The sequence below is a fragment of the Paenibacillus agaridevorans genome, assembly GCF_003112455.1.
Classification (GTDB): domain Bacteria; phylum Bacillota; class Bacilli; order Paenibacillales; family Paenibacillaceae; genus Pristimantibacillus; species Pristimantibacillus agaridevorans.
In genome coordinates this window covers 39,857-65,012 of the sequence record NZ_BDQX01000041.1, presented here as the reverse complement: position 1 = coordinate 65,012, position 25,156 = coordinate 39,857, and the positions used below count along the sequence as shown (strand labels likewise).

General features: G+C 48.0%; 30 protein-coding genes. 23 read left to right on the top strand and 7 right to left on the bottom strand.

Features of this window, described 5'->3' with window-relative positions; all coding sequences use genetic code 11:
• Positions 1 to 117: 117 nt before the first annotated feature.
• The 8 genes from PAT3040_RS04330 to PAT3040_RS04305 all read left to right on the top strand — a co-directional run bounded on the left by PAT3040_RS04330 (position 118) and on the right by PAT3040_RS04305 (position 5,153).
• On the top strand, positions 118 to 486 hold the full coding sequence (locus tag PAT3040_RS04330) for a hypothetical protein (RefSeq protein ID WP_108991662.1): 369 nt from the start codon (positions 118 to 120) through the stop codon (positions 484 to 486).
• A gap of 190 nt (positions 487 to 676) precedes the next feature.
• Positions 677 to 1,312, top strand: a complete 636-nt coding sequence (locus PAT3040_RS04325) for a DUF6338 family protein (RefSeq protein WP_108991661.1) — start codon at positions 677 to 679, stop codon at positions 1,310 to 1,312.
• Between the two features lie 404 nt (positions 1,313 to 1,716).
• Positions 1,717 to 1,932 (top strand): hypothetical protein, encoded by a 216-nt coding sequence (locus PAT3040_RS04320; RefSeq protein WP_108991660.1) that lies wholly within the window; start codon positions 1,717 to 1,719, stop codon positions 1,930 to 1,932.
• A 92-nt stretch (positions 1,933 to 2,024) separates the two neighbouring features.
• Positions 2,025 to 2,336, top strand: a complete 312-nt coding sequence (locus PAT3040_RS04315; RefSeq protein WP_307719152.1) for a phage holin family protein — start codon at positions 2,025 to 2,027, stop codon at positions 2,334 to 2,336.
• A gap of 19 nt (positions 2,337 to 2,355) precedes the next feature.
• Entirely contained in the window at positions 2,356 to 2,436 is an 81-nt protein-coding gene (locus tag PAT3040_RS39660; protein ID WP_307719153.1) for a hypothetical protein, read from the top strand.
• Positions 2,423 to 3,739, top strand: coding sequence for an N-acetylmuramoyl-L-alanine amidase (locus PAT3040_RS38400; RefSeq protein ID WP_258234825.1), 1,317 nt, complete (start codon positions 2,423 to 2,425; stop codon positions 3,737 to 3,739). The genes PAT3040_RS39660 and PAT3040_RS38400 overlap by 14 nt, the downstream gene beginning before the upstream one ends.
• The gene (locus PAT3040_RS39850; RefSeq protein ID WP_373863924.1) at positions 3,661 to 4,014 is read left to right on the top strand and encodes an S-layer homology domain-containing protein; all 354 of its coding nucleotides are present in this window, start codon (positions 3,661 to 3,663) and stop codon (positions 4,012 to 4,014) included. Before PAT3040_RS38400 ends, PAT3040_RS39850 begins: the two co-directional genes overlap by 79 nt.
• A gap of 356 nt (positions 4,015 to 4,370) precedes the next feature.
• Positions 4,371 to 5,153 (top strand): hypothetical protein, encoded by a 783-nt coding sequence (locus tag PAT3040_RS04305; protein ID WP_108991659.1) that lies wholly within the window; start codon positions 4,371 to 4,373, stop codon positions 5,151 to 5,153.
• Between the two features lie 433 nt (positions 5,154 to 5,586).
• Here PAT3040_RS04305 and PAT3040_RS04295 read toward each other — a convergent pair whose 3' ends face one another.
• Positions 5,587 to 6,039, bottom strand: a complete 453-nt coding sequence (locus PAT3040_RS04295; protein ID WP_108991657.1) for a hypothetical protein — start codon at positions 6,037 to 6,039, stop codon at positions 5,587 to 5,589.
• 367 nt (positions 6,040 to 6,406) lie between these two features.
• Here PAT3040_RS04295 and PAT3040_RS04290 point away from each other — a divergent pair, with 367 nt between their 5' ends.
• The 3 genes from PAT3040_RS04290 to PAT3040_RS04280 all read left to right on the top strand — a co-directional run bounded on the left by PAT3040_RS04290 (position 6,407) and on the right by PAT3040_RS04280 (position 8,064).
• The gene (locus PAT3040_RS04290) at positions 6,407 to 6,856 is read left to right on the top strand and encodes a hypothetical protein (protein ID WP_108991656.1); all 450 of its coding nucleotides are present in this window, start codon (positions 6,407 to 6,409) and stop codon (positions 6,854 to 6,856) included.
• Between the two features lie 44 nt (positions 6,857 to 6,900).
• Positions 6,901 to 7,347, top strand: a complete 447-nt coding sequence (locus tag PAT3040_RS04285) for a hypothetical protein (protein WP_108991655.1) — start codon at positions 6,901 to 6,903, stop codon at positions 7,345 to 7,347.
• 234 nt (positions 7,348 to 7,581) lie between these two features.
• Complete coding sequence (locus tag PAT3040_RS04280) at positions 7,582 to 8,064, top strand: hypothetical protein (protein WP_108991654.1); 483 nt, start codon at positions 7,582 to 7,584, stop codon at positions 8,062 to 8,064.
• Between the two features lie 55 nt (positions 8,065 to 8,119).
• On the opposite strand, the gene ku is transcribed toward PAT3040_RS04280, so the two are convergent.
• On the bottom strand, positions 8,120 to 8,947 hold the full coding sequence (gene ku, locus PAT3040_RS04275) for a non-homologous end joining protein Ku (RefSeq protein WP_108991653.1): 828 nt from the start codon (positions 8,945 to 8,947) through the stop codon (positions 8,120 to 8,122).
• Positions 8,948 to 9,030: 83 nt separating this feature from the next.
• Positions 9,031 to 9,696 carry an SOS response-associated peptidase gene (locus PAT3040_RS04270; RefSeq protein WP_108991652.1) on the bottom strand — a complete coding sequence of 222 codons (666 nt, stop codon included), beginning with the start codon at positions 9,694 to 9,696 and terminating at the stop codon, positions 9,031 to 9,033.
• Positions 9,697 to 10,043: 347 nt separating this feature from the next.
• Between PAT3040_RS04270 and PAT3040_RS04260 the strand changes: the two genes are divergently transcribed.
• From PAT3040_RS04260 to PAT3040_RS04250, 3 genes are read left to right on the top strand one after another with little or no spacing between them, the layout of a single operon-like run.
• Positions 10,044 to 10,754, top strand: coding sequence for a Y-family DNA polymerase (locus PAT3040_RS04260; protein ID WP_108991650.1), 711 nt, complete (start codon positions 10,044 to 10,046; stop codon positions 10,752 to 10,754).
• Positions 10,751 to 11,224: a YhjD family protein gene (locus tag PAT3040_RS04255; protein ID WP_108991649.1), complete on the top strand. Its 474-nt coding sequence runs from the start codon at positions 10,751 to 10,753 to the stop codon at positions 11,222 to 11,224. The genes PAT3040_RS04260 and PAT3040_RS04255 overlap by 4 nt, the downstream gene beginning before the upstream one ends.
• A 6-nt stretch (positions 11,225 to 11,230) precedes the next feature.
• Entirely contained in the window at positions 11,231 to 11,479 is a 249-nt protein-coding gene (locus PAT3040_RS04250) for a YolD-like family protein (RefSeq protein WP_108991648.1), read from the top strand.
• Positions 11,480 to 11,717: 238 nt separating this feature from the next.
• Here PAT3040_RS04250 and rpsD read toward each other — a convergent pair whose 3' ends face one another.
• The gene (gene rpsD / locus PAT3040_RS04245) at positions 11,718 to 12,317 is read right to left on the bottom strand and encodes a 30S ribosomal protein S4 (protein ID WP_087567753.1); all 600 of its coding nucleotides are present in this window, start codon (positions 12,315 to 12,317) and stop codon (positions 11,718 to 11,720) included.
• A gap of 387 nt (positions 12,318 to 12,704) precedes the next feature.
• Here rpsD and PAT3040_RS04240 point away from each other — a divergent pair, with 387 nt between their 5' ends.
• The 6 genes from PAT3040_RS04240 (at position 12,705) to PAT3040_RS04215 (ending at position 18,007) form a co-directional block, all read left to right on the top strand.
• A complete protein-coding gene (locus PAT3040_RS04240) occupies positions 12,705 to 14,612 on the top strand; it encodes a sensor domain-containing diguanylate cyclase (protein WP_108991647.1) in 1,908 nt (635 codons plus the stop codon).
• A gap of 143 nt (positions 14,613 to 14,755) precedes the next feature.
• Positions 14,756 to 15,505: a hypothetical protein gene (locus PAT3040_RS04235; protein ID WP_219930229.1), complete on the top strand. Its 750-nt coding sequence runs from the start codon at positions 14,756 to 14,758 to the stop codon at positions 15,503 to 15,505.
• Positions 15,506 to 15,594: 89 nt separating this feature from the next.
• Positions 15,595 to 16,710, top strand: a complete 1,116-nt coding sequence (locus PAT3040_RS04230; protein WP_108991645.1) for an aminopeptidase — start codon at positions 15,595 to 15,597, stop codon at positions 16,708 to 16,710.
• Positions 16,711 to 16,815: 105 nt separating this feature from the next.
• On the top strand, positions 16,816 to 17,058 hold the full coding sequence (locus tag PAT3040_RS04225) for an HPr family phosphocarrier protein (protein ID WP_087567757.1): 243 nt from the start codon (positions 16,816 to 16,818) through the stop codon (positions 17,056 to 17,058).
• Between the two features lie 136 nt (positions 17,059 to 17,194).
• A complete protein-coding gene (locus tag PAT3040_RS04220; protein ID WP_087567758.1) occupies positions 17,195 to 17,488 on the top strand; it encodes an Fpa/YlaN family protein in 294 nt (97 codons plus the stop codon).
• 138 nt (positions 17,489 to 17,626) lie between these two features.
• Entirely contained in the window at positions 17,627 to 18,007 is a 381-nt protein-coding gene (locus tag PAT3040_RS04215) for an Asp23/Gls24 family envelope stress response protein (RefSeq protein WP_087567759.1), read from the top strand.
• 75 nt (positions 18,008 to 18,082) lie between these two features.
• On the opposite strand, the gene ftsW is transcribed toward PAT3040_RS04215, so the two are convergent.
• Positions 18,083 to 19,270, bottom strand: coding sequence for a putative lipid II flippase FtsW (gene ftsW / locus PAT3040_RS04210; protein WP_087567760.1), 1,188 nt, complete (start codon positions 19,268 to 19,270; stop codon positions 18,083 to 18,085).
• Positions 19,271 to 19,281: 11 nt separating this feature from the next.
• Positions 19,282 to 19,626 (bottom strand): YugN family protein, encoded by a 345-nt coding sequence (locus PAT3040_RS04205; protein WP_087567761.1) that lies wholly within the window; start codon positions 19,624 to 19,626, stop codon positions 19,282 to 19,284.
• A 253-nt stretch (positions 19,627 to 19,879) separates the two neighbouring features.
• On the opposite strand from PAT3040_RS04205, the gene PAT3040_RS04200 reads away from it, so the two are divergent.
• Positions 19,880 to 21,070 carry an amidohydrolase gene (locus PAT3040_RS04200; protein WP_108991644.1) on the top strand — a complete coding sequence of 397 codons (1,191 nt, stop codon included), beginning with the start codon at positions 19,880 to 19,882 and terminating at the stop codon, positions 21,068 to 21,070.
• Between the two features lie 27 nt (positions 21,071 to 21,097).
• Here the strand turns inward: PAT3040_RS04200 and PAT3040_RS04195 are convergent, their stop codons facing one another.
• Positions 21,098 to 21,949: a thermonuclease family protein gene (locus tag PAT3040_RS04195; RefSeq protein WP_108991643.1), complete on the bottom strand. Its 852-nt coding sequence runs from the start codon at positions 21,947 to 21,949 to the stop codon at positions 21,098 to 21,100.
• A 166-nt stretch (positions 21,950 to 22,115) separates the two neighbouring features.
• Between PAT3040_RS04195 and PAT3040_RS04190 the strand changes: the two genes are divergently transcribed.
• Both PAT3040_RS04190 and PAT3040_RS04185 read left to right on the top strand, forming a co-directional pair.
• The gene (locus PAT3040_RS04190; protein WP_108991642.1) at positions 22,116 to 23,837 is read left to right on the top strand and encodes a DNA repair helicase XPB; all 1,722 of its coding nucleotides are present in this window, start codon (positions 22,116 to 22,118) and stop codon (positions 23,835 to 23,837) included.
• Positions 23,831 to 25,156, top strand: a 1,326-nt coding sequence (locus tag PAT3040_RS04185) for a hypothetical protein (protein ID WP_181376431.1), incomplete at its 3' end; no start/stop codon positions are given. The genes PAT3040_RS04190 and PAT3040_RS04185, both read left to right, overlap by 7 nt.

Here is a 25,156-nt window from a genome sequence, read left to right as displayed (position 1 = left end):
AGACGCAATACTACGACTACCTAAGCAAGCATTAGCATGTCTCCGGATTTAGGGGGTCTAACCGGAAAAGGATATTAGTGCATTTAGCGATAATTATAATCTATCGGGGGAAATTTCTTGAGACATCAATTCAGTATTAAAATCACTATACTCATTGGACTCGTTATATTATTGAGTGGTTGCTCCTTAAGATATGAATATACTAGAGTTAGTGCAACCATTATTCATAAGGAGTTCGAAGATGGTTATTACGAAACTGTAAACACAACAGACTACCAAGGTAATCCTACGACTAAGCAAGAATATGTTCCAGCTGAGTGGGATATCACAGTAGATTACAATGGTATTCAAGCGGAATTCGAGTTTACTGATATAGAATATTGGAATAATCATCAGATTGGTCAGACTATGAAAGTCTATCTGCGCTCAGGCTATGATAAAGACGACAAGTTAGTAACTCAATCATTGGAACTATTTAAAGATTAAAATCCATGAAAAGAGTATTCCATAATGAAAAAAAGTTTTATATTAAACATTTATCAGTAGTAAACCAGCAGTTTAATAAGAATACAATAAGACCATAAAGAGCTCTCGGAATCCCGAGAGCCTTTTGTATTGTAAAAGGATTATACGGATACTGTGTCGAATCAATTTTGAATTAAGGAGTTGAGAATCAATGGAAAGTTTTATCGGCACGATAGTTTTTTTGCTTCCGGGATTTTTGATGTATTTTTGGATACAGTCATTTGGAGTGAATCCTGTAATCAAGCATACGCCGATTGAGTTCACTACAATATCTGCTTTGTTGTGGATACCTGTATCAGTTGCAACTCTTCTATTGCATAACTTGTTATGTCTTGTTTTGAGTTGGACGAATAAAATTAATCAGATATGGTCAATTGAAGAACTGGTGAAGGAAACAAATAGGCCGGAATTTCTTTTGTGGTTCCTCTTACTGAGTATACTTGTTAGTTTTGTATTCAGTGTAGGTTGGATTATGTTTACAAATGAAAAGTTGAGGATGTTAATAAATTTCGTTCGAAATGAAAAGAATCTTGCCGATTTGTCAGAAAACCCCTCCGTCTGGGACGAACTGTTTCTAAAGAATGAAGCGCAAATTGTTGAGATTGGAAAGATTGATAAACCTGGACCGGGATTTATGGGGGAGTTGAGTAATGTTTCTCGAACTTTCGAACCGGAGAGAGTTAGTTTAAAACATGTGGAGTTCGTGACGGATATTGTTGAAAAAGAAAGTCCCCGTCGACAGAATTTTTGTCGATATCAAATCGGGGACATATGTAAAAATATATGATGCAGATGCATTTAAAGAAGCTCAAAAGAGTACACCTAAAACTATTTTTCTTTCGGAGGACTCTGATCAGGTTTTATAACCATTGATGGCTTTTCGACTGATCCCTGAACGTGTTTAATGGCATTTGATTGCGGCTTATTGTTTTTTGACATTTGACTTCCTCCATTTAATCATTTTTTTGGCGGGATTACGATCGATGGTTTCTCGACCGATCGCTCTTCTCTTAAAGCTTGAATCATCGATGGTTTGTTGATGACATGAGACCATTCTCCTTTCTAGAATCGGATTGTCGTGTACTGATTCGACAGACCTACACATTTTCCTGCGAGAATTTACTCTATATGTAAACGCTTCTAAGTCCTTGATACTTCAAGGGCCTTTTTTATTGAGAGGGGGTGTAATTTGTGGCTGAAATCAAGAAGAAAATTGAGATATTGGCCGACGTCGATAATCTGGTTGAAGAGATCAAGGAATGCGTAATCGCTATTTCTATCATGCATGGGGAACGGCAGATCGACATTCTCAAAGCGGTTGAGTTATGGCTAGGAGAAACCATAACCAATTTCGAAAAGCAGCAGGAGTCGCTACAGGAAGAACCGAAAATCGAATTGGCAGAGTGACAAGGTTCCAAATATGGGATCTTGTTTTTTTATTTGCTCAGGAAAATTTTCCTTAGTTCGAGCGGGCCTATTTTAATACAGGATGTATATCGATGGATACGATAATCAAAGTGGTAGTTGCTGGTGGTGGCGCTTTTGAATCATTTATGTGGGGAGGATGGACGCAGCTCATGACAGTACTCGTAGTTTTCAATGTAATTGACTTTTTGAGCGGAGTTGCTTTGGTTGGTAAAGAGGGCCGACTTTTAAGTAAACAACTTTGGCTAGGCGTAACCCGTAAAATCGGAACGCTGGCAATCGTTGCAGTGGCGCACATGCTGGATACCACGCTTGGGGACGCTCATCTCATTAGGGATGTAGCGATCTTTTTTTATCTAGCGGGGGGAACTGTTAAGTTTGATTGAAAACACTGGTCGGCTCGGGGTGCCGATTCCGCCGGTTATTACAAAGGCCGTGGAGGTACTGCGCGGCAAGTCTGGAGGTGTCAGCAATGATCGCTCATAAGCGTATTCGGATCGCATCCGGTAAAGTAGAGGAGGGGCCGCTGACGTATCCACGTAGCGGCCAGTACAGCAATGGCGAGGGTTGGACAGATATGCGCGTCGTTGATGTGCCGACGGCGGCCATCTTACGGGCGGAGCTCGTGACGGGTAAGGGTAAAACCGTCTCCGGCATCCTCGCAGACCAGGTTAAGCAGCACGGGGGAAATTGGATCTGTTTCAATGCTTCCTACTTTGCTGCCGACGGCCGCTTGCTCGGCCTGACTCATCGCGACGGCAAGGCGATCTATCCGGACGTGGCCGGTAAGACGGAGCAGCGTCCGCATCTATACTATAAGGCTGGTAAATGGGGCATTGGCAGGCAGGACAAGCCGGATGGGCATACGCTAGCCGTCTCCGCCATACCAACGTTATCCGCTGGCGGCAAGGCCATTGACCCGCCGCGTACTGCTGAGGTCACGCCGTCCGACGTACTTGGCACCAATTCGCGCATGATTGCCGGGATCAAGGCAGACGGCACTCTTGGGCTTATCCTCGTTGACGGACGTGGCACCTACGACAAAGGGCTGACCAGCAAAGAGGCGGGCATCATGGCCGTGCATTATGGCTATCCGGAGTCCGCCAACCTGGACGGCGGATGGAGTGCGGAGCTGGCTACGAATAACCGGCAATTACTCGATGCGCTGGAGATCGACAAGGTCAACAAAAAGCGGCAGTATCATGTAGCGGACATGAGCCAGGATTACAATGAGCGCGTCGTGCATCACGCCATTGCGATCCAGATCGACCCGGAAAAGCTATTTCCGACGTACATCGTGGACCATATCCCGACCAACACGCCTAACAACCGCCGTCCCGGTCATAAGCTCATGCCGACGACGATCACGATACACAACACGGCTAACCCGTCCAGTGCGGCGCGAAATGAGCGATCCTGGCTGACGAATCCCGCCAATACTGCGACGGCGTCGTACCATATCGTATTGGACGACAAAGAGACGGTGGAGACTCTGCCACTTAACGAGTCTGCATGGCATGCTGAAGACGGCAGCGGGGCGGCAAGCGGGAACAGGACGTCTATCGGGATTGAGATTTGTGAGAGCGGCAACTACGCCCGAACGCTTGAACGTGCCGTTGAGCTAGTGGCTAGGATGCTTAAAGAACGAGGTTGGGGCGTCGACCGTCTGCCCGTCATTATGACTGGAGTGGTAAGATTTGCCCGCGCCTCATGTACGACGGCGGCAGTTGGGCGGGGTGGATCGATTTTAAAGTCCGCGTTGCCGCAGCACTCAATCCACCGATCGTAACACCTGAGCCGGAGCAGCCCATTAAGCCGGTAGACGATATCACCGGTCACTGGGGAGAGGCGGCGATCCGTGAGGCGATTAAGGACGGCGCACTTGTTGGGTTTCCCGACAGCACGCTTCGGCCGGACGAGCCGCTGACGCGGGCTCAGTATGCCGTGATCGAGAGAAAGCCAAGGGAAATTTTCCTGACCATGACAAAGTCCGCTGGCCATTTACTGTTGACGGGCTTATTTGCATCTAAGCCGAAAAATTGTGTGACGACGGTATCGGTTTGAATCAATAAGGAAGTGATTGGAAATTCAAGAAATGTGTTAATAGTAGGATAGAGGAAAGATCTGAACGAATTTTGCAATAAGACCTCTTGATTGGGTAAGAGATTAAATAATTCATAAGGAATAAATAATTTCCATAATAAATAAATAATTTCTAAATAAAATGTCGTTTTATTTTGTCTGAATCAAATTTAATTAAGTCATAACTACTATATACTTTTAAACATGTTTAGTTGTATCATTGGATATGGGAAAAGGAGGTGAATGTGGTTCTTTTATCCATAGAATAGGATTGAGGGGATATTAATATTTCTCCCTTGTTTATGAAGACTGAAAATTAGAAGCTAGGAGGCGTTAAATTGGTTAAAAGAACAAGGATTGTAAGTTTTGTTTTAGCTGTTGTATTGATTTTCACTACGGTGTCGTCTGTTTCGGCTGAGTCAGCTAATTGTAACGATTGTTCTTCCGACGTTATCTATTCAAATGAAGCAACTGGGAATAAGGTTGTAGAAATAGAGAAGAATGGAAAGAAATACTATGCAGCTGTTTCGGGTAAAATTGTAAATGAACACTATACTGAAGCTAAACTAAATGAAATGAAAAAAAATAATGAAATTAACTCTAAAAATGATGAAACTATTATTTTAGAGAGAGTCTATTTTCAATTTGAAGAGACTAAAGCAGATGCTATAAGAACTGCAGATACTCCAGTTCCTGTAGAAAATTTGGATTCGATGAGCATCCAAGCAAAATGGTCGTTTTGGAAAGGAAGTTGGATCGAAAAGAAATGGGACCTGTGGTTTGGATCAGGGTATAAGGTTCACATAACTAGCGGAGATGCTTCTTATATCATTGGTGTTGGTTCTGCTGTTGTCACTGGTTTATTTGGAGTATTAGGTGCAGCTGCAATAATATCTTCAACAGCTGCAATAGCTGTTCCAACTATTATCGTAGTAGGAGTACTAACAGTGTATCAGCAGATTCGAAATGAAGATGGCTCTGTGGATTTTGAAATGTTTGAACCGAACTTAGTTAATATCAGTACTTGTGTAGCTGCAGGTCAATATCTTGGCCAAGCGAGGAACAAAGGAACTTTCCGTGAATTCTTTTGGAATGTTTATTGGCCAGGACAGTGTTTTTGAAGTAAAATTATATGATGGTATTAATTAAGGAGGTAAAATGAACTCCGAAAAGAAGTCATTAAAGATCCGATTAATTCATGGAACTCCGTCCCTCATTTTTTTAATTGTAGTTTTTGTCAGCATCTTCTGGTTAGCAAATTTTTTTGTTGAACTAGGATTGAAAACTCAAAATAGCTTATACGTCACAGCTGTCGTGATGGTTACCTTCTTAGTTGGTTTTCTCACAAGCAAACTTCATTCTTATCTCAAAACAAAATATAATTAAATTTGCCACTAGTAATAGATCATGTGTAAGATCGATCGGATAGACAAGCAGCGTTGATGGTTATCTGTTAATGGGGATTGTTTTGTGTTTAGAGAGATTGATAGAATTCAGCTTGAATAGAGAAAGACGAAGCCCGCTATCCATTAGGACGGCGGGCAATTTGCTTTATTAAGCAGGTGTTTGGTCAACAGTGAGTGAGTAGAATTCTATATCGTCTACATTAAAATTCTCAGTAGAAACTCTATAGAATATGGTTGCTCCAGGCGGCAAATAGATATAATTTAGTAGATTTACTACTCCATAATCTTGGGCCCGAAACAGATTACTCTCTAGTCCATTGGAATACTGTATATATGCATCCAGTCTAAATCTGTAATTATAATTATAAGAACTAGTAGTTAAATCAGCGAAGGTAAATTGCGCATTTCCAGTATTGTTTTTATATTTAAACCAATCTACATCAGAAGCAGTTGAAAGATACAAAGAGGAACTCTGATACCCACCGATAAAGTTAATCGCGTTACTTGGATCATCAAATCCTGGTATGGCAGAAACAGACTGAGACGCACTGAAAAGACAGATGGACATCAACAAGACAGCAAAATACTTCTTTAATTTCATTCTACTCCTCCTCGTGTTTATAATCCAATAACAACATTATATTACCATTAATATACTTGTTTACAAATGGTATTTTTGTACCGAAATCATCCATCAAAACTCAGGAATATGGTGATCAATGTCGTATTTTGGCGTAATTACATTGGTTTGACTCCAGTATGATACTAATAGGGGTACGCAATCCATAAGGAAGTACGATAAATGTTGGAGATTTAGTTTTGTTGAGTAATGCTAGTTTATTGAAATCTATCCAACTAAATTTTAGATAATTTGTAATATGTTTGACTTAATAAAGATGATATGGTAGTTTTTAGGGTAGGATGCTGGCCAGCTCCGTAAGTCGATTTTTTACTTTCAGGAGGTAGTTATGTTAAAAAAGTTTCTAAAAACTTCATTATTAACTATTGCTCTTACACTGACTGTAACTTCCGCAGTTTCGGCCGTACCAATTGATCAAGATATTACGGAGCCAAATAACAATACCCCTATTACTACTTATGAATATTCTCAGAATGTGTTTACATCCTGGATTCAAACATCCGGCGATGTGGACTATTGGAATTTTGTATCACCTAAAACTGGCCTTCAGGAGATTTGGCTATTACCACCTTCAGGAACTACGTATTTCCTTGGAGTGTATGAATACCCGGGCGGGACACCATTAGCATATACAATTGCAGATGCCAACAATGGGACTTCTTCTGTTTATGTCAATTTACAAGCAGGTAAAAAGTATACGGTACTTGTGATGTCTCAATTGGGGACATATGACGAAAATAACCCCTATTATATTGGACACCCGTTACTATTCCCATAGTTGGTGATAGTTAATTTTTCAAAATATTTCTTGGAGGTATTACTATGAAACTCAAAAAGTTTTTCATTGTGGTAGTGGCTATTTGCATGTTGTCCATTTCTCAGTCAGCTTTTGCTTCTACCGCTACCCCTTTTGTTGTCGGTATTGGTGATACGAGCGATGCTGCCATCCCTTTGGCAGATCCTATTGCAAATCAAGTTCTACTCTTTCTATCCAACAGTTCTGATGTTGATTGGTATGTGTGGGAGAATACTTCGAGTGTTCCTAAATTCGTAACAGGTTATCTAGATAATAATGCAGCTACACAGTTTCAACTTGCATCTCAAGTACTGATTAATAGCAATTACTCAAGTTTAGTATTCAACCCTGAGAATAGCTTCTATAGTATTTATTTACCTCCAGGTGGTAAAGCTTTCTTTAGAGTAGGAGCTACATCATCCACTGTTCTAAGCAGCAACTATGATTTGATGGTTGTAGCTTGGGATGCATAAATGAAAGAAAACAAGCCCGCTATCCATTAGGACGGCGGGCTTTTTTGTCGTTTCAGATTTACTCCAAGAATATATTATACTTTAATATTATGTGGTTCAACTTTAAATGACACGGTTCATCATTATTCGACCCAAACAAAGTACATGGGTCCTATATCATATAAATGGGTAATGATGGTAACATTGGAGGTGGATAGCTGGCCGGCGTCTATAACTCTTATTGGAGGTCATACTTTGAAACTTAAAAAGCTATTTATAGGTGTTATCACTGTTTGCATGTTATCCTTCTCCCAATCTGCTTTTGCGTATGATGCGTATGAGCCTGCAAATGATTATTGGACCAATGCCCCTCAAATCACCAATAATATCGCATCTACAGGAACTGGTACTTCAGTAATTGGTGATTTTCACGCCGGTACAAATTTGGATCCAGATTTCTATATTATTGAAACTGACCCGGGCTACAATTGGCAACAGATAACATTTATTGTGGCTGATTACCAAGAGTATTTCTTTGCTGTATATAAATATGATACTTTTGGTTCTGAGCCAGCTCTTGACTCAGGGATCCTTAAAAATAATGAGTTTGGTAATTTTGGATTTGATATTGATCCCGCTGGCGGTGAAAGATATGTCATCTATGTAACGGGGTTGCACAATAATACTTATCCTTCTGCTCATTATATTCTCAATCCTGTGCAACACTATATCCCCTAGATAAGTTCAAAGAGGAATGCTCACCGACCATAAATGGTTGGTGAGCATTTTTGCATTAAGAGACACTTTCCTTAGCCTTCTTTTTCTTACCCTTCTTCGTTTGTTCGGCATTACCACCCGACTGATCAAGACTCGCTTGTAGGGCAGCCATGAGGTCGAGGACATTAGCCCGTGGCGCAGGAACGTCGACAACGTCCACGCTTTTGCCTGACATCTTTTGCTCGATTGCCTTAGACACTGCGACCCGGTAGTCGTCCTGATATTGCCCGGGGTCAAATGGTTCTGTTAGCTGATCGATTAGCATTTGTGCAATTTGCAGCTCTTTTTTATCAATTATCACATGCTCCGGCAGATTGGGGACATTGTTGATTGGTCGGATTTCGTCCGGGAAGTGCATTGTCTCCATGCAAAGGCAATTGCCGATTACTCTTACGGCCGCGAGCCTGCTTGTGCTGCGGATAGTGATTTTGGCAATAGCGATCTTTCCCGACACGCGTATCGCCTCAAGCAGCAAATTGTATGCGTTTGAGCCGGCCATGTCAGGCGAAAGGTAGTAGGCTTTGTCAAAGTAAACTGGATCGATTTCCGGAAGGTTAGCAAAGCTCAGGATCTCGATTGTTCGGGCTGAGTCGGGTTTTAGTGAATCGATCTCCTCATCGCTGAAAAGAACAAATTTACTTCGTTCGTATTCGTACCCCTTAACGATGTTTGCCTGATCTACCTGAACGTCGCATCGCGAGCAGTATTTATTGTGCGATATCGGAGTGCTACAGTCTTTGTGTAGCGTTCGGAAATGGATGTCGTTATCAGATGTAGCGGAATGCATTTTAACGGGAATATGGACCAGTCCAAAGCTGATTGCGCCTTTCCATACAGTGTGCATGATGGTGCCTCCCAATTATTGTTGTCTTATGGTGTGCTTTCTTAGGAGGTATTAAACATATTGGAATGCATATAGGTGTTGGATTAGATATGTTTTATTAATTCATCGGAATTGTTTTTAACATTTCCGACAGATGAGCTGACGGGATAGGCTTCCATCTCTTTATCCGGATACGGCCGGATCAGTTCGGCGAGTCCAGCAGCGGGCGTTTCTTTATTCAGCCAGGTAGCTTCTGCGTGTTGTGGTAGAATGACGGGCTTTCGGTCGTGAATGTCGGCCATCAGTTTGTTAGGCGACGTCGTAATAATGGTGCAGGTGCTTACCTTGTTACCATCGGGAGATGTCCATGTCTCATAGAGCCCGGCAAAGCTGAATATTTTAACGTCTTTGAGCACGATTCGATAAGGCTGTTTGCTGCCGTCTTGACGCAGCTGCCACTCATAAAATCCATCCGCGGGGATTAAGCAGCGCTTGCGTTGAAATGCGGCTCGGAATGCCGGCTTGCCCGCCACGGTTTCGCCGCGGGCGTTGATCATCTTGTATCCAATCTTTTCATCCTCTGCCCAAGGAGGCACAAGGCCCCATTTGAGTTGTCCGATCCGGTTCTGCTCACCGGCATTAATGACTGCAAGGACCATTTGGCTTGGAGCAATGTTATAGCGCGGTGCAAAAGGTTCCGACAGATTTTCGATCATGTAATGTTCCATCAATTCTTCAATAGATACCACCAAAGTATACCTTCCACACATGAAAATGTCCCCCAGTCGTATATCCTCATGGCTATTTTAACCATAATAATTCCTTCAGATGCCCTTGTATATATTTACCCTTGCATTAAGAACGCATGTTCGGTATATAATGTAAGAACAAACGTTCGGAAGGTCGGGATATAGGGTGGATAAATATATTGGGCATAGAGTCGAAATTATTTATCTTAACGGGCAACAACAGTTCAGTCAGCGAATAATCCGAATTGTCAGCGTCAAGAACGGTACAATTTTTGCTTATGATGAAATTAAAGAGGGGCCCCGATCATTTTGTATCGATAGAATTCTGGCCGTTGAGCAGGTGAGTCGACAAGCCTACTGAACGGTCCATTTTACTTGTTGACGGCCAGTCATTTTATGCAAGCGTCGAAAAAGCGGCTTATCCTGAATATAAGGATAGGCCGGTAGCTGTCGCTGATCCAGAGCGCCGTAGAGGAATCATTTTGGCAGCATGTCCAATTGCCAAGAAATACGGAGTGACGACGGCCAGTCGTGTGTTTGAGGCGCTGGCCATATGTAAGGATCTCGTTATCATCAAGCCACGCATGCAGCGTTTCAGTCATGACAAAACGCTTAGAGCTTCGTTGTATACGCGAAGGGAGGATATTGAAGTTGTCTTGCTGGAGCTATGTATAGAGGTCTGCCGTCGTGCTAGGCGACTGGGAGTACAAGGGCGGGTCGTATCCCTTGGCATGGGAGAGACGGACGGAAAAAGGGCTAATTCGATTAATCGCCAACTTACCTTAACCAATCCCACATCACTCACACAAGAGCTCTCAGAGGCTGTAATGCGGCTCTTTAATGAGTACTGGCAGGGATTACCCGCATCGCATCTTATGATTGCTCTGAATCAGCTATCCAGCGACCGAGTACAGCAGCTGGATCTTTTCGATAACCGCCACAAAATATTCGAGCTGGAGAAAACGACGGACGCAATCAAAGATCGATTTGGCGACATGGCTATTATGAGAGCATCATCAATGCTCGAAGCCGGAGTAGCCCGCGAACGAGCAGGACAGATCGGAGGTCACTATAAATGAGCAAACTGGATGGTAATGAACGCTGGAAATCGAAGATGCTGCTGACGGAGCACAAGGAGCAATATGAAATGCGGGATCAGCCCAAACTTTCCGGACGACCAACCTCAGAAGAATTAATTATGATTCGGGAATATATCTTGTATCCCCAAATGTTGAAGATGATACAAAAAAGCAATGATGACATGGGATTTGCTCATATAGCTCTTAAGGGAGTAATCATGCGTTGTTTGGAATACATCATGTTCAGCATCACTAACGATTTTTATGAACACAAAAAGGAACTAAGAGAACGAAACATTAAAGTGGTGGAAGAAGAAATAAACGATGATATTCTTTACTATAGGTACTACTGCAGAGGATATGATGAAAAATTTGGAATTGTGAGGGAAGTAATGCGAACGGAAATCAGGACTAAATTTACTGATTACACTATGCAATTAGGCAAGCAATTAAAATCCAATAAGGGGTGATCGATTATGGCAAAAGATAAAGGACCCAAAAGACCGACAAGAGACGAGTTTGTTTTAGAGGAGCTAGGGGAGCGACTTGTAGAGGCGCACCAAGAAGAGGCAATGGTACAGTTGGAAGTGTGGTATCAGAAATCCGTAATCGGACGGATTGTAAAAATGGATTCTCGAACGAAATTGATTCACGTCGAACAGAAAAATGGGGAGACCGAAAGAGTACCATTTATGGACATAATGCGGGTTGATGCTGCTTCTTGATGAGTAGATTTCTTTAGAGGGTAACATAAGAAAGAGCCGTCGGGAAAGGAATCCCTGCGGCTCTTTAACGTGTGCGCGCCATTAGCGCCTACCCACATAATGATTAGCCCCACTTAGCCCCAATTCGGTGCATTTTATTGCATTATCCTGCAATTTACCGTCACAAACAAAAACCCCGGAATCCCACTGTTATAAGGGGATTCGGGGTTTTTCGAAACTTGTTTGCGATCAACCGCTATTAACGGCTGTAGAACTCGACGATTTGTTTCTCATCGATTTCTTGCGAAAGCTCGGCGCGGTCAGGAAGACGCACGTATTTGCCTTCTACAGCTTGCTCGCTGAATTCCAGGTAGTTCGGTAGGTGATGACGACCTTCCAGAGCTTCCTTGATGGATTTCAGGCCGCGGCTGCGCTCGCGAAGTCCGATAACGTCGCCAACTGCTACTGTGTAGGAAGCGATGTCGACTTTTTTGCCGTTAACGGTAACGTGACCGTGGGCAACAAGCTGACGAGCGCCCGCACGGGAGTTCGCGAATGCCAGACGGTATACCAGGTTGTCCAGGCGGCTTTCCAGCAACGCCATGAAGTTTTCGCCGGCGATACCTTTCATCTTGGCAGCTTTGTCGAACAAGTTGCGGAATTGCTTCTCGTTCATGCCGTACATGTGGCGAAGCTTTTGTTTCTCTTGCAATTGAACGCCGTAGCCGCTAAGCTTTTTGCGTTGGTTAGGGCCGTGCTGTCCCGGAGGGAAAGGGCGTTTCAAGTCTTTGCCAGTACCGCTAAGGGAAATGCCAAGGCGGCGGCTAAGTTTAAATTTAGGTCCTGTATAACGTGCCATGTCTCGTATTAACTCCTTCAACAAAGTAAATTTTGAGAATGGGGTTGTGTTTCGCGGAATAACGTTCGGGTGGACAAGTCAATTCTCGTCCCTGATGACACTTCAGCCGCTGGCCATGCAGCGAACCTTATTCCTGAGGGTGACACAAAACCGTACGCCCATGTATTCAACAATAAATATTATATGATTTATAGCGGAAAAGTCAAGGAGGATTGTGCGGATAGCAGAATCGTCTTCGTATTTCAAAACCCTATCGATCCATAAAAGGTGGCTAAAGTCCTATAAAATATGGAAAGACTAGTGCAAAAATCATAAAAATAAAGTATGATGTTGATAGAATTAGCAATCTCATCGCCCTGTTACAACTGAGGAAGGGTAAGGTGCTGCATGGTCAATGACCGAAAGGAACGCCATTCCATCTGGTTAGCCAATGAAGATATTCATGATGCGGACGAGCCTTATCTTCCTGCCTTGTTAGAGGAAGCATTTCTCGAATGGAGCGCGGAGGCATCGGGCATGACGGCATTCCGAAGCGGTCAATACGGAATATACGGCAAAGATGCGAAGTGCCACGGCTCGGCAGGCGCGAGTGAAAGTTCAACCTTAGCGGGAATCGGAATCGAGGAAATTGTACAAACCGCCGTAAGGTCCGTTCTGGACAACCTTGCGTTCTATAGTACGGAGTATGGGGAGTGGTTCGTTGCAGGAACCCCGATCTTCCGTCGCCATTGCGATAAATTGTTCGCTATTCTTGTGTACGTCGCTCCTGCGGGTACGCAAATGGGGGAAGGGGAACTTGGCGCGCAAGCCCTGCATTACCGGGGATGCTTCTACCGCGTATTCGAGCGGGTGTATGTAAAGGATCTTCTGCTCACGCAGGAAAGGAGCAGCCAAGAATCGAGCCGGAGAGACGAGCTCTTTCAGGCTGCCAAGCGGTTGTACGACCAGATCGATGTCACATCCGTCCTAAACGAGATGCTCCGCAGCCTGGAGACGTTATATCCGCAATCGGAAGTATATCTCTATCTGTCCCAGGATTATGTGGAGGGCGACCCCCGCATACGTCCGCTTGTCTTTAAAAATACGGCTCATGATATAGTGGCCAAGGCTTTCCTGGACGGTAATCCCGCAAAGGAGAAGGATCGCGACGGCAATACCCGCGTGGCAATCCCGTTATCCGGCAAGCAAGCTGCGTATGGCGTTTTGTGTATTACTATTAGTGCGGGGAAAAGGAGCGACGAGCTCGATCTCCCCGCGTTCCTGCTTATTGCCGACACGGCAGGCTCGGCCTTCGAGAACGCGAAGTTGTACGAGCAGTCCAATCTACTGATCAATGAGCTCCGTCTTATTAACGATATGACCAAGCGTCTCAATCAGTCGCTTAAGCTGAGGGAGATTTTCCAGTTCGCGACGACGGAGCTGCTTACGATCTTTGATGCCGATTATTGCTGCGTGCTCCAGCTTAATCCCAAGAAAGACGTGTTCGAGGTGAAATCAAGCAACATACCCTCGATGGCCAGCGAGACGTTTTCGCCGGAGTACGGTTTCTGCGGAATGATCTATCGAACGAAGGAGCCTCTTATTATATCCGATTATTGGAATACTAGAGTCGTATCCTCCAGGCTGATGGACAATACGGGCTCGCGCTCCCTGATCGCTGCGCCGATCTTTGGCGACGGAGAAGTAATTGGCGTTATTCTCGTGACCCATAAGCAGCAAAATTTCTTCTCCTATGAGAACTATAAGCTGCTGCAGGTCATGAGCACCCATATCGGATTAGCGGTGACAAACGCGTCGCTGCATGCCGAGGTGCGAAGAATGGTGATCACCGACAATTTGACGGGGCTGCATGCGAGGCACTACCTGGACGAGCAGATTCAGCGCCGTCAACGCAAGGATCCGTTCGGTTCGCTAATCCTCGTCGATATTGATCTCTTCAAGCGTGTAAACGATACGTACGGCCATCAAGTAGGGGATCGGATTCTCATCCAGGTAAGCCGTATTATTGCGGGGGCGATTCGCCAGGACGATATCGCTGCCAGGTGGGGCGGGGAGGAACTTGCCATCTATCTGCCCGGTGTTCGCACGGAGCAGGCGCTGCGAGTCGCAGAACGTATCCGAAAGCAAGTCGCCGAAGAAACGGAGCCGTCCGTAACGGTGTCCTGCGGCGTCTCGGAGTGGACCTTTGACCAGGAGAAGGTAAGCGTAGAATCCTTGTTCTATAGAGCGGACATGGCCCTGTACGAGGCCAAGAACAAAGGCAGGAACTGTATCATAGTCGGCAGTTCGACATAAATAGAATAGTAATCCGACGGGCGCCTCTTGTGAGGCGTTTTTCTTTGTACCATAGGATTGTTCAGTTCTTCGAATTAACGCATAACATAAGGCTTATGTTGGGAGGATAGAATCAGAAGCGCGATATTAGGGAGGGAATGGATTTGTGTATGAAGTCGGTGCGAATGAGAGCGTTCGCCGCGTTACTGTTGACGCTGACAATGTCGGTGGCTGCTGCCGGCTGCGCAGCTGATGCGGATCATAGATCGCCGGAGGAGTGGCTGTCGATGGCCTATTCTGGTCTGGCCGCCATGGATCAATACCATTTCACGGGAGCGATCAGCATGGGGATGAACGAGGAGCTGATGTTCAAGCCGCAGATGTTCGAAGGCAAAGTTACCCGCCATAAGCAGCTAACGATTCAATCCGATGAGCAGGACCCCGTAAGCTGGAATCCGGTGGATGTACTTGGCAAGCTTAATGATGCCAATGCAGGCGTAACGATTATCCATGAGGGCGTGACGGAGACGGAGTCCGGAGCAATCAAGACGTTGACGGTTCGGGTCGAAGAGAAATCGGACGTTACGACGGCTCGCTGGGACAGCTTGCTTCGGCAGCAATTCGACGATATCGCGGGCGTTTCCGGAGCGGACACACTAATTACTTTAAACGTATCCGAGAAGCGGGATACCATCCTTGCGCAGTCCAAGAAGGAGCTGGAGGAAATGTTGTCACGGCTTCATGCGACTTCTCGGTACGATATCGTCATCGACAAGCAGCGCCTGCTTCCCATCAAGATGGAGGAATTAACAAGCTTCGAATACGAACGCGGCGGTACGCCGATTAAGGAGTCCCGGCATACGTCTGTCCGATTCGAGAAGTTCGAGGGCTCTGCCGAAGACTCTGTGCAATGAAGCAGGAATCATGTTAGGATGAAGATGGATGCCCGGGGAATCATAGGCAGGGCTTGGGCCGAACACCATCAGAAGGAGCTGATACGCACATGAGAGATCCAAGATTGCAGAAGCTGGCCCAGAACCTGGTCCAGTATTCGGTGAACATACAGCCAGGGGAAAACGTCTTGATCGATATGATAGGCGGCGAAAAGGAATTGACCAAATGTTTGATCGAGGAGGTCGCCAAGCGCGGCGGGAGACCGTTCGTAGAATACAGCGACCGATCCATTTTGCGAACGATGCTGATTCATGCGTCGGAGGAGCAACTTCGGCTTTGGGCAGAGCTTGATCTGGAACGTATGAAAAATATGCAGGCGTACATTGGGGTTCGATCCGGCGACAATGCAAATGATTTGTCCGACGTGCCGGACGATAAAATGAAGCTGTATGATCGAATCTATCGGAATCCCGTACATATGGAACAACGCGTAAAGAAAACCAAGTGGGTCGTTCTTCGATACCCGAACCCCTCCATGGCACAGCTTGCGAAAATGAGCACGGAGTCGTTCGAGGATTTTTACTTCGACGTATGCAATCTGGATTATTCCCGCATGGAGAAGGCGATGGACCCGTTGCAGGCGTTGATGAACCGGACGGACCGCGTGCGAATCGTAGCCCCGGGCACGGATCTCCGCTTCTCCATCAAGGACATCGGTTCCAAAAAATGCTGCGGCCATCGCAACATCCCCGACGGCGAAGTGTTCTCCGCGCCGGTGCGGGATTCCGTAAACGGCACGATTGCCTACAATTCGCCTAGCGAATATTCCGGCACCTCGTTCCAGAACGTGACGCTGACGTTCGAAAATGGGCGGATTGTCAAGGCGGAGAGCAACGATACGGATCGCTTAAACGAAATACTGAACAGCGACGAAGGGGCGCGCTACGTCGGCGAATTCGCGATCGGCTTCAACCCTTACATTCTGCATCCCATGAACGATATTTTGTTTGACGAGAAAATCGCAGGCAGTCTGCACTTTACGCCGGGTCAGGCGTACGAAGAGACGGACAACGGCAACCGCTCCTCCATTCACTGGGACCTCGTGCTCATCCAACGTCCGGAATATGGCGGCGGCGAAATTTATTTTGACGACGTGCTGATCCGCAAGGACGGATTGTTCGTTCTGCCGGAATTGGAAGGATTGAACCCTGATCGCTTGAAATAATTGCTAATGAAGCGTTTTTTTCACCAGCCCCCTTGATGGATACCACGATTCAGAGTATCATGGTGACAAAGGAAAGCATTACTAATTCAACTGGAGGGAACGCCCATGTCCAATAACGCAGCAATTGTAGAAATCTCCCAAACAGCCAGCCAATTTACTTCATCGATCGTATTGCAAGCCGAGAGCAAATATATCGACGTAAAGAGTATCCTGGGTCTGTTCACGACTTTGGTCGGCGGTCATTCCTACGAGCTTCATGTACACGGACCGGACGCGGAAGAGGCTAAAAAAGCAATGGCAGCCGTGTTCGCGAAACACAATCTAAACGTTAATGTCATTTCGGATTAATCATTAGCACGGGCGTGACCAGCGCTTCTTCCGTATGGGGGAGGCGCTTTTTCTGTTTTATCCTTGTTTATTCCGATGATTTCGTCTAATATAAAAGGTATATATGCTGGAGGCAAGAGTCACAGGGGGGAGAAACATGTCCGCACCGGAAGTTGCTGATAAGTTGCAGGAGAGAGCGTTGCGCCTTCTACAGGAAGATGCAAGTAAGATAGAGAAGTTGATTGAGGTGCAGATGGAGAACCTGACAACTCGTCAGTGCCCTCTGTATGAGGAAGTGCTCGATACGCAGATGTATGGATTCTCGCGCGAGGTCGACTTTGCCACGCGTGCCGGTCTCATAACGGAGCAAACGGGCAAGGAGATCGTCAGCAGGTTGGAGCGCAATCTCGCTGTGTTATATGAAGCGCTTGATCGGAAGGGCAGCCTTTAGAGGGCTGCTTTTTTCATGCCAATATACCGATTAGCTCGGAGAGGTATATTTACCATTTGTCAGTGATACTGCTCCTTGCTTCATTACGCCCATTCCTTTACAATACATGATATATGGTAAATTTGAGGAGTGATAGACATGACCGAGGATCTTCAAACAGGCATTATCCGAATTTCTGACGACGTTGTAGCGACTATAGCAGGACTTGCAGCTCTTGAAACTCCAGGCATTGCCGCCATGTCGGGCGGGATCTCCGAAGGGCTGGCAAAGCGTCTCAGCGGCAAGAATGCGCAGAGAGGCGTATCGGTCGAGGTTGGGCAGCTCGAAGCGGCCATCGACCTGCGAATTATCGTTCATTATGGCATTCCGATTCAGGAAGTGTGCCGTCAGCTTCAATTAAACGTGCGAGAATCCGTCGAAAATATGACCGGCTTGCAAGTGGTAGAGGTAAATGTGAAAGTGGAGGGCGTTGCCTTCAAGGAAGAAGAACCGGAAGAGATTCAGCAACGGTTGAAATAAGCGATTTTATATACATGAAGAAGGCACTTTCCCTGTTATCCGGGCAAGTGCCTTTTTGGTTGTGCGCGCAGCGCCTCAGTGCGGCCTGATTAACCTCGTCGATTGTTTCTCTGTCTTCTCCGGCAAACGATTGGACTCGCGGGAGATGCTGAGCAGAACGCCCATGCTCATGAGACTGACGAGGAGCGAAGATCCGCCGGAGCTTATAAACGGCAGCGTGACGCCGGTTATCGGAATGGTTCCGGTTACGCCGCCAATATTGATAAATGCCTGGATCGCGAAGAGGCCGACGATGCCTGCGCCTACGACAGTGCCGTACAAATCCGGGCAACGAAGCGCGACGAGCAGTCCCCTCCACAAAAACACCAGGAAAAACAATAAAAATAATGCACTGCCGATAAATCCGAATTCTTCGGCAATAACGGCAAAAATAAAATCGTTATAAGCGTAATCCAAATAGTGCAGCTTCTGCACGCTTCCCCCGAATCCGGCGCCCGTCAGACCGCCATGTCCAAGTGCTTGCAAAGCGGAGATCAATTGGAACGCGCCATCCTGCGCGTTGCCCATGGGATCCATAAATGCCGTAAAACGGTTGACCCGATATTGCCATGGCGCAGGATTGATCGCCATCGACACGCTTACCATCAACGTGATGGCGACAGCGGCGACCGAGCCGGCGAGCAGCACTTGTTTTAGATTGGCGCCGCCTGTCAGTATCATAATCGTTGCGCACGCGGCCAGTACCATACTGGAGCCTAAATCCGGCTGGAGCATAATAAGACCGCAGAAGAAGCAAATGATGAGAATGACAGGCAATAAGCCGCGTTTGAATTCCCGAAACTTCTCTTCCTTCTTCGTGATCAGGGATCCGAGATAAAGGATAAGCGTCAGCTTGGCAAATTCCGTCGGCTGCAGCCCGATCGGGCCAATGTGAAACCAACTGCGGGCACCATTCACTTCCTCGCTGACGAACGGTACGAGCAGTAGCATCAGCAGGACCGGGATCAGAAGCAAAACGAACCCGCGTTTAAAAAACTGGTAACGCAGGTTCATAATGAAAAACATCATAAATATGCCAAATATGGCGAAGACAAGCTGCCGCTTGGTGAAATATAGGGCATCATTGTCGAATTTCGGCGATAATACCGCGATTCCGGAGCTGGCGCTGAACACCATCACAAGTCCAAAGCCTACGAGCATCAGTGTCATGATGAGCAGCAGAAAGTCCGGTCTGCCTCTGCTACCGTTCCCTGTCGCCTTCATGCCGACACCTCTTACAGAAGTTGTTTCTTCAGTTGGTCTAGACGCTGCGTAGCTGTATCCATGATATGCTTCGGAACCGGGGACTCGTATTCCATGCCGTGCGGGAATGTAGAGCGTCCGATATAGACCGCTTCGATATTGAGAACGGCATGAGGGTTCTCCAGCTTGCCCTCGATCGCGCGCGTGTTGATGCGCAGGAAGTAGTCGGAGCCGCTGGCCCGATCCGTTAATTTCAAATCATATGTAGCGCGATAATATTCCCATTGCCAACGAACGAAACCGACCTTTTCGGCCGCATCGTCCAGATGGTGCAGCTCGCTCTGAACGCCGTTTAATCCGGAGTTTTCAATAATCATTTCTGTTCCTCCCAAATTCACAAGACATAGTTGTACATTCTTTACTCATGATAGTATGTTTCCCCAGTCAGCGCAAGCCTTACTCCAGTAGCATGGGACTAATGTTCGTGACATTTTTGAGAATTATGGCCGGCTGTCTAATTGCCGGGCAAGCACTTCCTTATTGGCGGCGATCTTGCTAAACTAGAATATAGAGGTCAATTATGGCGAAAACCTATGCTTTCCGATATTTGTACACAGGGAGGGGTTCGGAATGACCATACAACAGCAGCATACAGAGAGCGCGCTACAGCATCAATTCTCAAAGATGGTGGCCTGGCGCAGGCATATGCATCAGTATCCCGAGCTTTCATTCCGGGAGCGGGAAACCTCGTCGTGGATAGCCGGAAGGCTGAAGGAGCTGGGATGCGAGGCAAAGACCGGCGAGTACGGAAACGGTATTGTGGTGTCGATTGCCGGGGAGCAAGAGGGTCCGTGCATCGCGCTGCGCGCCGATATGGACGGGCTGCCCATTCAGGACGAAAAAAGCTGCGACTACAGCTCGAAGGTGCCGGGCGTCATGCATGCTTGCGGACATGACGGGCATACGTCGACGTTGCTTGCGATTGCCGACTATTACAATAGCAACAGGGACAAGTTCCGCGGCGAGCGGAGATTATTATTCCAGCATGCGGAGGAGGTAACGCCGGGCGGCGCGATCGAGATGGTCAAAGCCGGCGTACTAAACGGGGTTGATGCGGTATATGGCGTGCATCTGTGGACGCCTCTTCCTTACGGGACAGTGGCCTCCAGGCCCGGACCGTTCATGAGCGCCGCGGACGAGTTCGTCATCGACATCGAGGGTAAGGGCGGACACGGCGGAATGCCGCACGCCACCGTCGACACGATCGTCATCGGCTCCGCAATGGTGCAGGCTATTCAGTCGATCGTCAGCCGCAATGTTAATCCGATACATCCGGCGGTCGTGACGATCGGTTCTTTCCAGGCGGGCACCACGAATAACGTGATCGCGGAGAAATGCAGGCTGAAGGGTACCGTCCGCTCCTTTGACGAAGACACCAGGAGGCAGATACTCGAGCGGCTGGCGGCGATTGTCCAACAGACCTGCGAGATGTACGGAGCGGCTTGTCAGTACGAGATGCGCATCGGTTATCCGCCGGTCGTAAACGACGGGCAGGAGGCTGAGCGGTTTTTCCAGGTAGGGAGCGAGCTGTTCGGAGAGGATTTCGTCATTAACGCGGACCCCATCACCGTCGCCGAAGACTTTTCCTATTACCTGGAGCGTGTTCCGGGCTGCTTCATGTTCGTGGGAGCGGGCAATCCGGAGACGGGAGCGAGCTTTGCCCATCATCACCCTCGCTTCGATATCGATGAAAGAGCAATGCTCGATGCCGCCAGACTTTTGATCGGCATGGCGGAGCATCGCGCGAATATGCCAGCATAAAAATGAGCTTGCCGCGGGCAAGGGAGATTATTGATCCTCCCATACCGCGACAAGCTCATTGTTTTCGTTATACAGTTCGCCGGGATCCGGCTCGTTATTGTTCCAAACGTTGTCGACTTCCCAAATCAGCATGTTTTTTGAATCGGGAGCTGCGTTCTTTTCGCTGGAGGAAATCTGCAGCGTGCCTTGCGAAGGCAACTGGACGGAGTCGAAGGTATAGGTCTGATTGCCCCGAACGCTGATCAGCTTCCAGCCTTCCAAGTTGATGCTGTCGTATGTCGTATTTTTGATCGTGACCAGCTCGGCGCGTTTGTCCACCATCAACTCAATGCCGATCTGGGCAGCTTTCTTAACGGGAATGTCGGTCTGGCTTTTTTCATGCCCGGAACTCCAAATTCCGATCATATCGTGTTTCGCTTGCTGCTCCAAGCCCTTATAGACGTTTTCCATCTTTACGTTGGGCTCTACGATCATGACTTTAGCCAAGCCCTCTTGCAGCAGAAGCTCGTTCAGGATGCGTCCGTCTTTAAGCTCGACTATGGCCAGCGTCCTGCCGTAATGATCCTTGCTCTCCTTGTCAAAGGTCAGACGAACCTCCCCCGACTGCTCCAGCAGCTCCTTCGTATAAGAGGACGCTTCGTCGCCGTAAGGATCGGAGCCTTCATCTTCATTATGGATCTCAGGCGTGTCCACATATAGCAAGCGCACCGTCACCGAATCTTTTCCGCTCTTGACGCGGAACGTATCGCCGTCGATGTAATCAGTTACCTCCAGCCATTCGCCTGCCTTGGCTGTGCGATCGATTGCGGCAGGAGATGAGGCGCAGCCAGCCAGCAACATGGAGAGCATAATGAGCAGGAATAAATAAATACGATTCAAACATGTAGCCTCCCACGTACAGATTGTCAGGCTTTAACCGAGATTACTTCTCATTATTATAACATATAATGTGCCTATAATCGAAGTAAAGTAGAGCATTACGGATAAAATGCCCCCTTTCCATTCATACTGATGACATGAGACTGGATGGGGAGGTAAATGCTGGATGGTTGAAGCCAAAGATCGGGCATTGATCGTGCAATCCGACCTGACTGTGCTATTGGATGAAAGAGCGGCTGATGGCCAAGCTGCCAGAGAGCTGCTGCAGAGAGTCGCGGAGATGACGAAACGGACGGGGGACGTGCATACGTACCGGATTACGCCGGTAACGCTTTGGAATGCGCTAAGCGCCGGCGGAGATGCAGCCTCCGTCTTGGAAGGACTTAAGCGCCATTCGCGCTACGATCTCCCGCTCCAGGCGTCGGCCAGCATCAGGTTGTGGGCTGGAAGGTATGGCAAGCTTCAATTGTCCGAGGATGCCGGAAGGCTGCTCGTCACGGGAGACGAGGCTGTCATGGAGCAACTTGCGCTGCATTCGTCCTTGTCCGCGTGCAGGAAAGAAAAGCTGCATAGCTCTATGTGGGAGCTGTATCCCGAAAACCGCGGCGAATTCAAGCAGGAATTGGCGCGATTGGGTTACCCTGTGCTGGACCATGCCGGATATCGAAGCGGAGAGTCGCTGCCTGTCCGGCTTCTAACGGATCGTGGCAACCGCGCGGGCTTTGCGCTAAGAGATTACCAGCAAGAAGCGGTGGATCGGTTCCTGCAAAACGGCAGCGTGCAGGGAGGCAGCGGAGTTGTCGTGCTGCCCTGCGGTACAGGCAAGACCGTGGTAGGAATCGCCTCGCTTACTCAGCTTGGCACTGAGACGCTCGTGCTTACCTCCAGCGTCACCTCGGCACAGCAATGGAAAAATGAGCTTCTGGACAAAACGACGCTGACCGCCGAGCAGATCGGTCTTTATTGCGGCGCTTATAAACAGGTGCGCCCGGTAACGATCAGCACCTATACCCTGCTCACGCACCGCAGCTCGAAAAGCGGCGATTTCGCGCACATGAAGCTGTTCTCCGAACGGGATTGGGGGCTAATCGTCTACGATGAGGTGCATCTGCTTCCTGCGCCTGTGTTCCGAATGACGGCGAAGCTGCAAGCAACAAGAAGATTGGGACTCACAGCGACTCTTGTACGGGAGGATGGCTGCGCCGAAGACGTTTATTCGCTAATCGGACCCAAGCTGTACGACATGGAGTGGAAGAAGGCTGAAGCAGGGGCTTATATATCGATAGTCAATTGTACGGAAATTCGTGTCGGACTTCATGATTCCCATAGATCCGAATATGCGAATTCCGGGGCAAGGGGCAAGCTCAGAATAGCGGCGGAGAATAAAAACAAGCTGCCTGTCGTTCGCAAGCTGCTGGGGCGCCACGACGGGAAACCCACGCTTATTATAGGACAATATTTGGAGCAGCTTTATGCCATCGCAAAAGAATTGGATGCCCCTTTGTTGACCGGAGAAGTTCCGCAGGAGGAACGCGCCATCCTGTATGACAGCTTTCGGAATGGCGAAATCGGGGTGCTCGTCGTCTCGAAGGTCGCTAATCTGGCCGTGGATCTGCCCGACGCTGCCGTTGCGATCCAGGTATCAGGAAGCTTTGGTTCCAGACAAGAGGAGGCGCAAAGAATCGGCAGGTTGCTGAGACCTAAGAGCGGGGGAAACGAAGCCTGGTTCTATACCGTCGTAACCGAAGGGACCAAGGAAACGGAATTTGCCTGGAAGCGACAGTTGTTCATGATGGAGCAAGGCTATATGTACGAGCAGGACACGATGAAAGCACTGCCGGATGAGTCGGAGAATATGCGGCGCGAAAGGGGAGAGTGCTCTTGCTGATTCAACAAATGATGGTCCGGCTGCCCTCCGAATGGCGCCTTAAAGTGATTGGAACGCCAATCGGCGAGCTGGCCTCAAACTTGTCGGATGGGCAGTCCGATGCTGCAATTGCAGAAGCAGTAGCTAAAACCTGCGAAGGGTTGCCTCCATATGCGATGAAGGTGTTAGGCGCCATGCTGCTTATATGCGGACCATCGCCGATAGAAGAGGAGAAACTGACGGCTACGCTCCGTCAACATACTGCACGGCCAGGAGCGGAGATCAGAAGCGGACTTGCCCGTCTAGGAGAGGCGGGGACCGCATTTGCGATTCGTAAAGGATGGGGAGAGCGATGGTGGGTGATACCGTCCGATGCGTATGTTCCCCTCATGAACCGTATCTACGAATGTCTGCCGCTATCCGAGGCTGTTCCGGCAGACGCCGAGGTACTGCCGCCTATGGACAAAAACGGCGTTTTTCAGTCCTTGCCTGTACCTTACGAACGCATTTTCTTATATGGTCTTGCTTTGCTTGACAAGCTGGATACTGGAGTGACGGCAAAAGGACTGTTGGCCAAAAAAACGATTGACCGTCTGGCGGCCCTATTCCGTCCCATCGAAGGGTCTCTGGAGCCGTTCGGTTTGCAAAGGACGCACGATATCCATTATCCGATGGGAGCAGCGCTGTTTCTGGAGGGCGCTCATGCGCTCGATCTTGTAGAGCTCCGCAACGGAGAAGAACTGCGTCTTCGCAAGCAGCAGTTGCACAAGTGGCTGCAGCTTCACTCCACAACTAGAGCCAGGCAACTGCAGGATTGGCTGATCAGCAGGCTTACGGAAGCCGCTGGATCCGATTCGGCCATCTGTGCCGCCATTGTGGGACAGCGGACTCGAGGAGGAGGGGATTGGGGCAGGGAGAGCTCGCTGCGCCAATGGGAAGCGCGTCGCAACGGTGTCCTTCAGAGAGACGACGGACACGGGAGCGCGGATTTGACGCTGGAAAGCCGTTGGCCGGACATTTGGCTGCAGCTCTTTTACGACTTCGGCTGGCTGGAGCTCGGGCGGCTAATGATCGACGGTGACACCGGCGAGCGTTTGTTCCGCTGGCGATCGGAGCCTGCTCCGCATGAAGGAGAGTTAATCGTGCAGCCGAGCGGGGAGCTGATTGCGGGACCAGGCTGCCCATATGCCTGTCGCTGGGAGTTAGAGGCTATAGCCGAGCGCAGGGGAGACGGCGAGCTGGCGGAGTATGTTCTTACTGCAGCCTCCGTCGCCGCGGCATTGGAGCATGGCTGGACACGCGATGCGATAAGCCGCTTCCTGCAGGAAGCGGCCGTAATG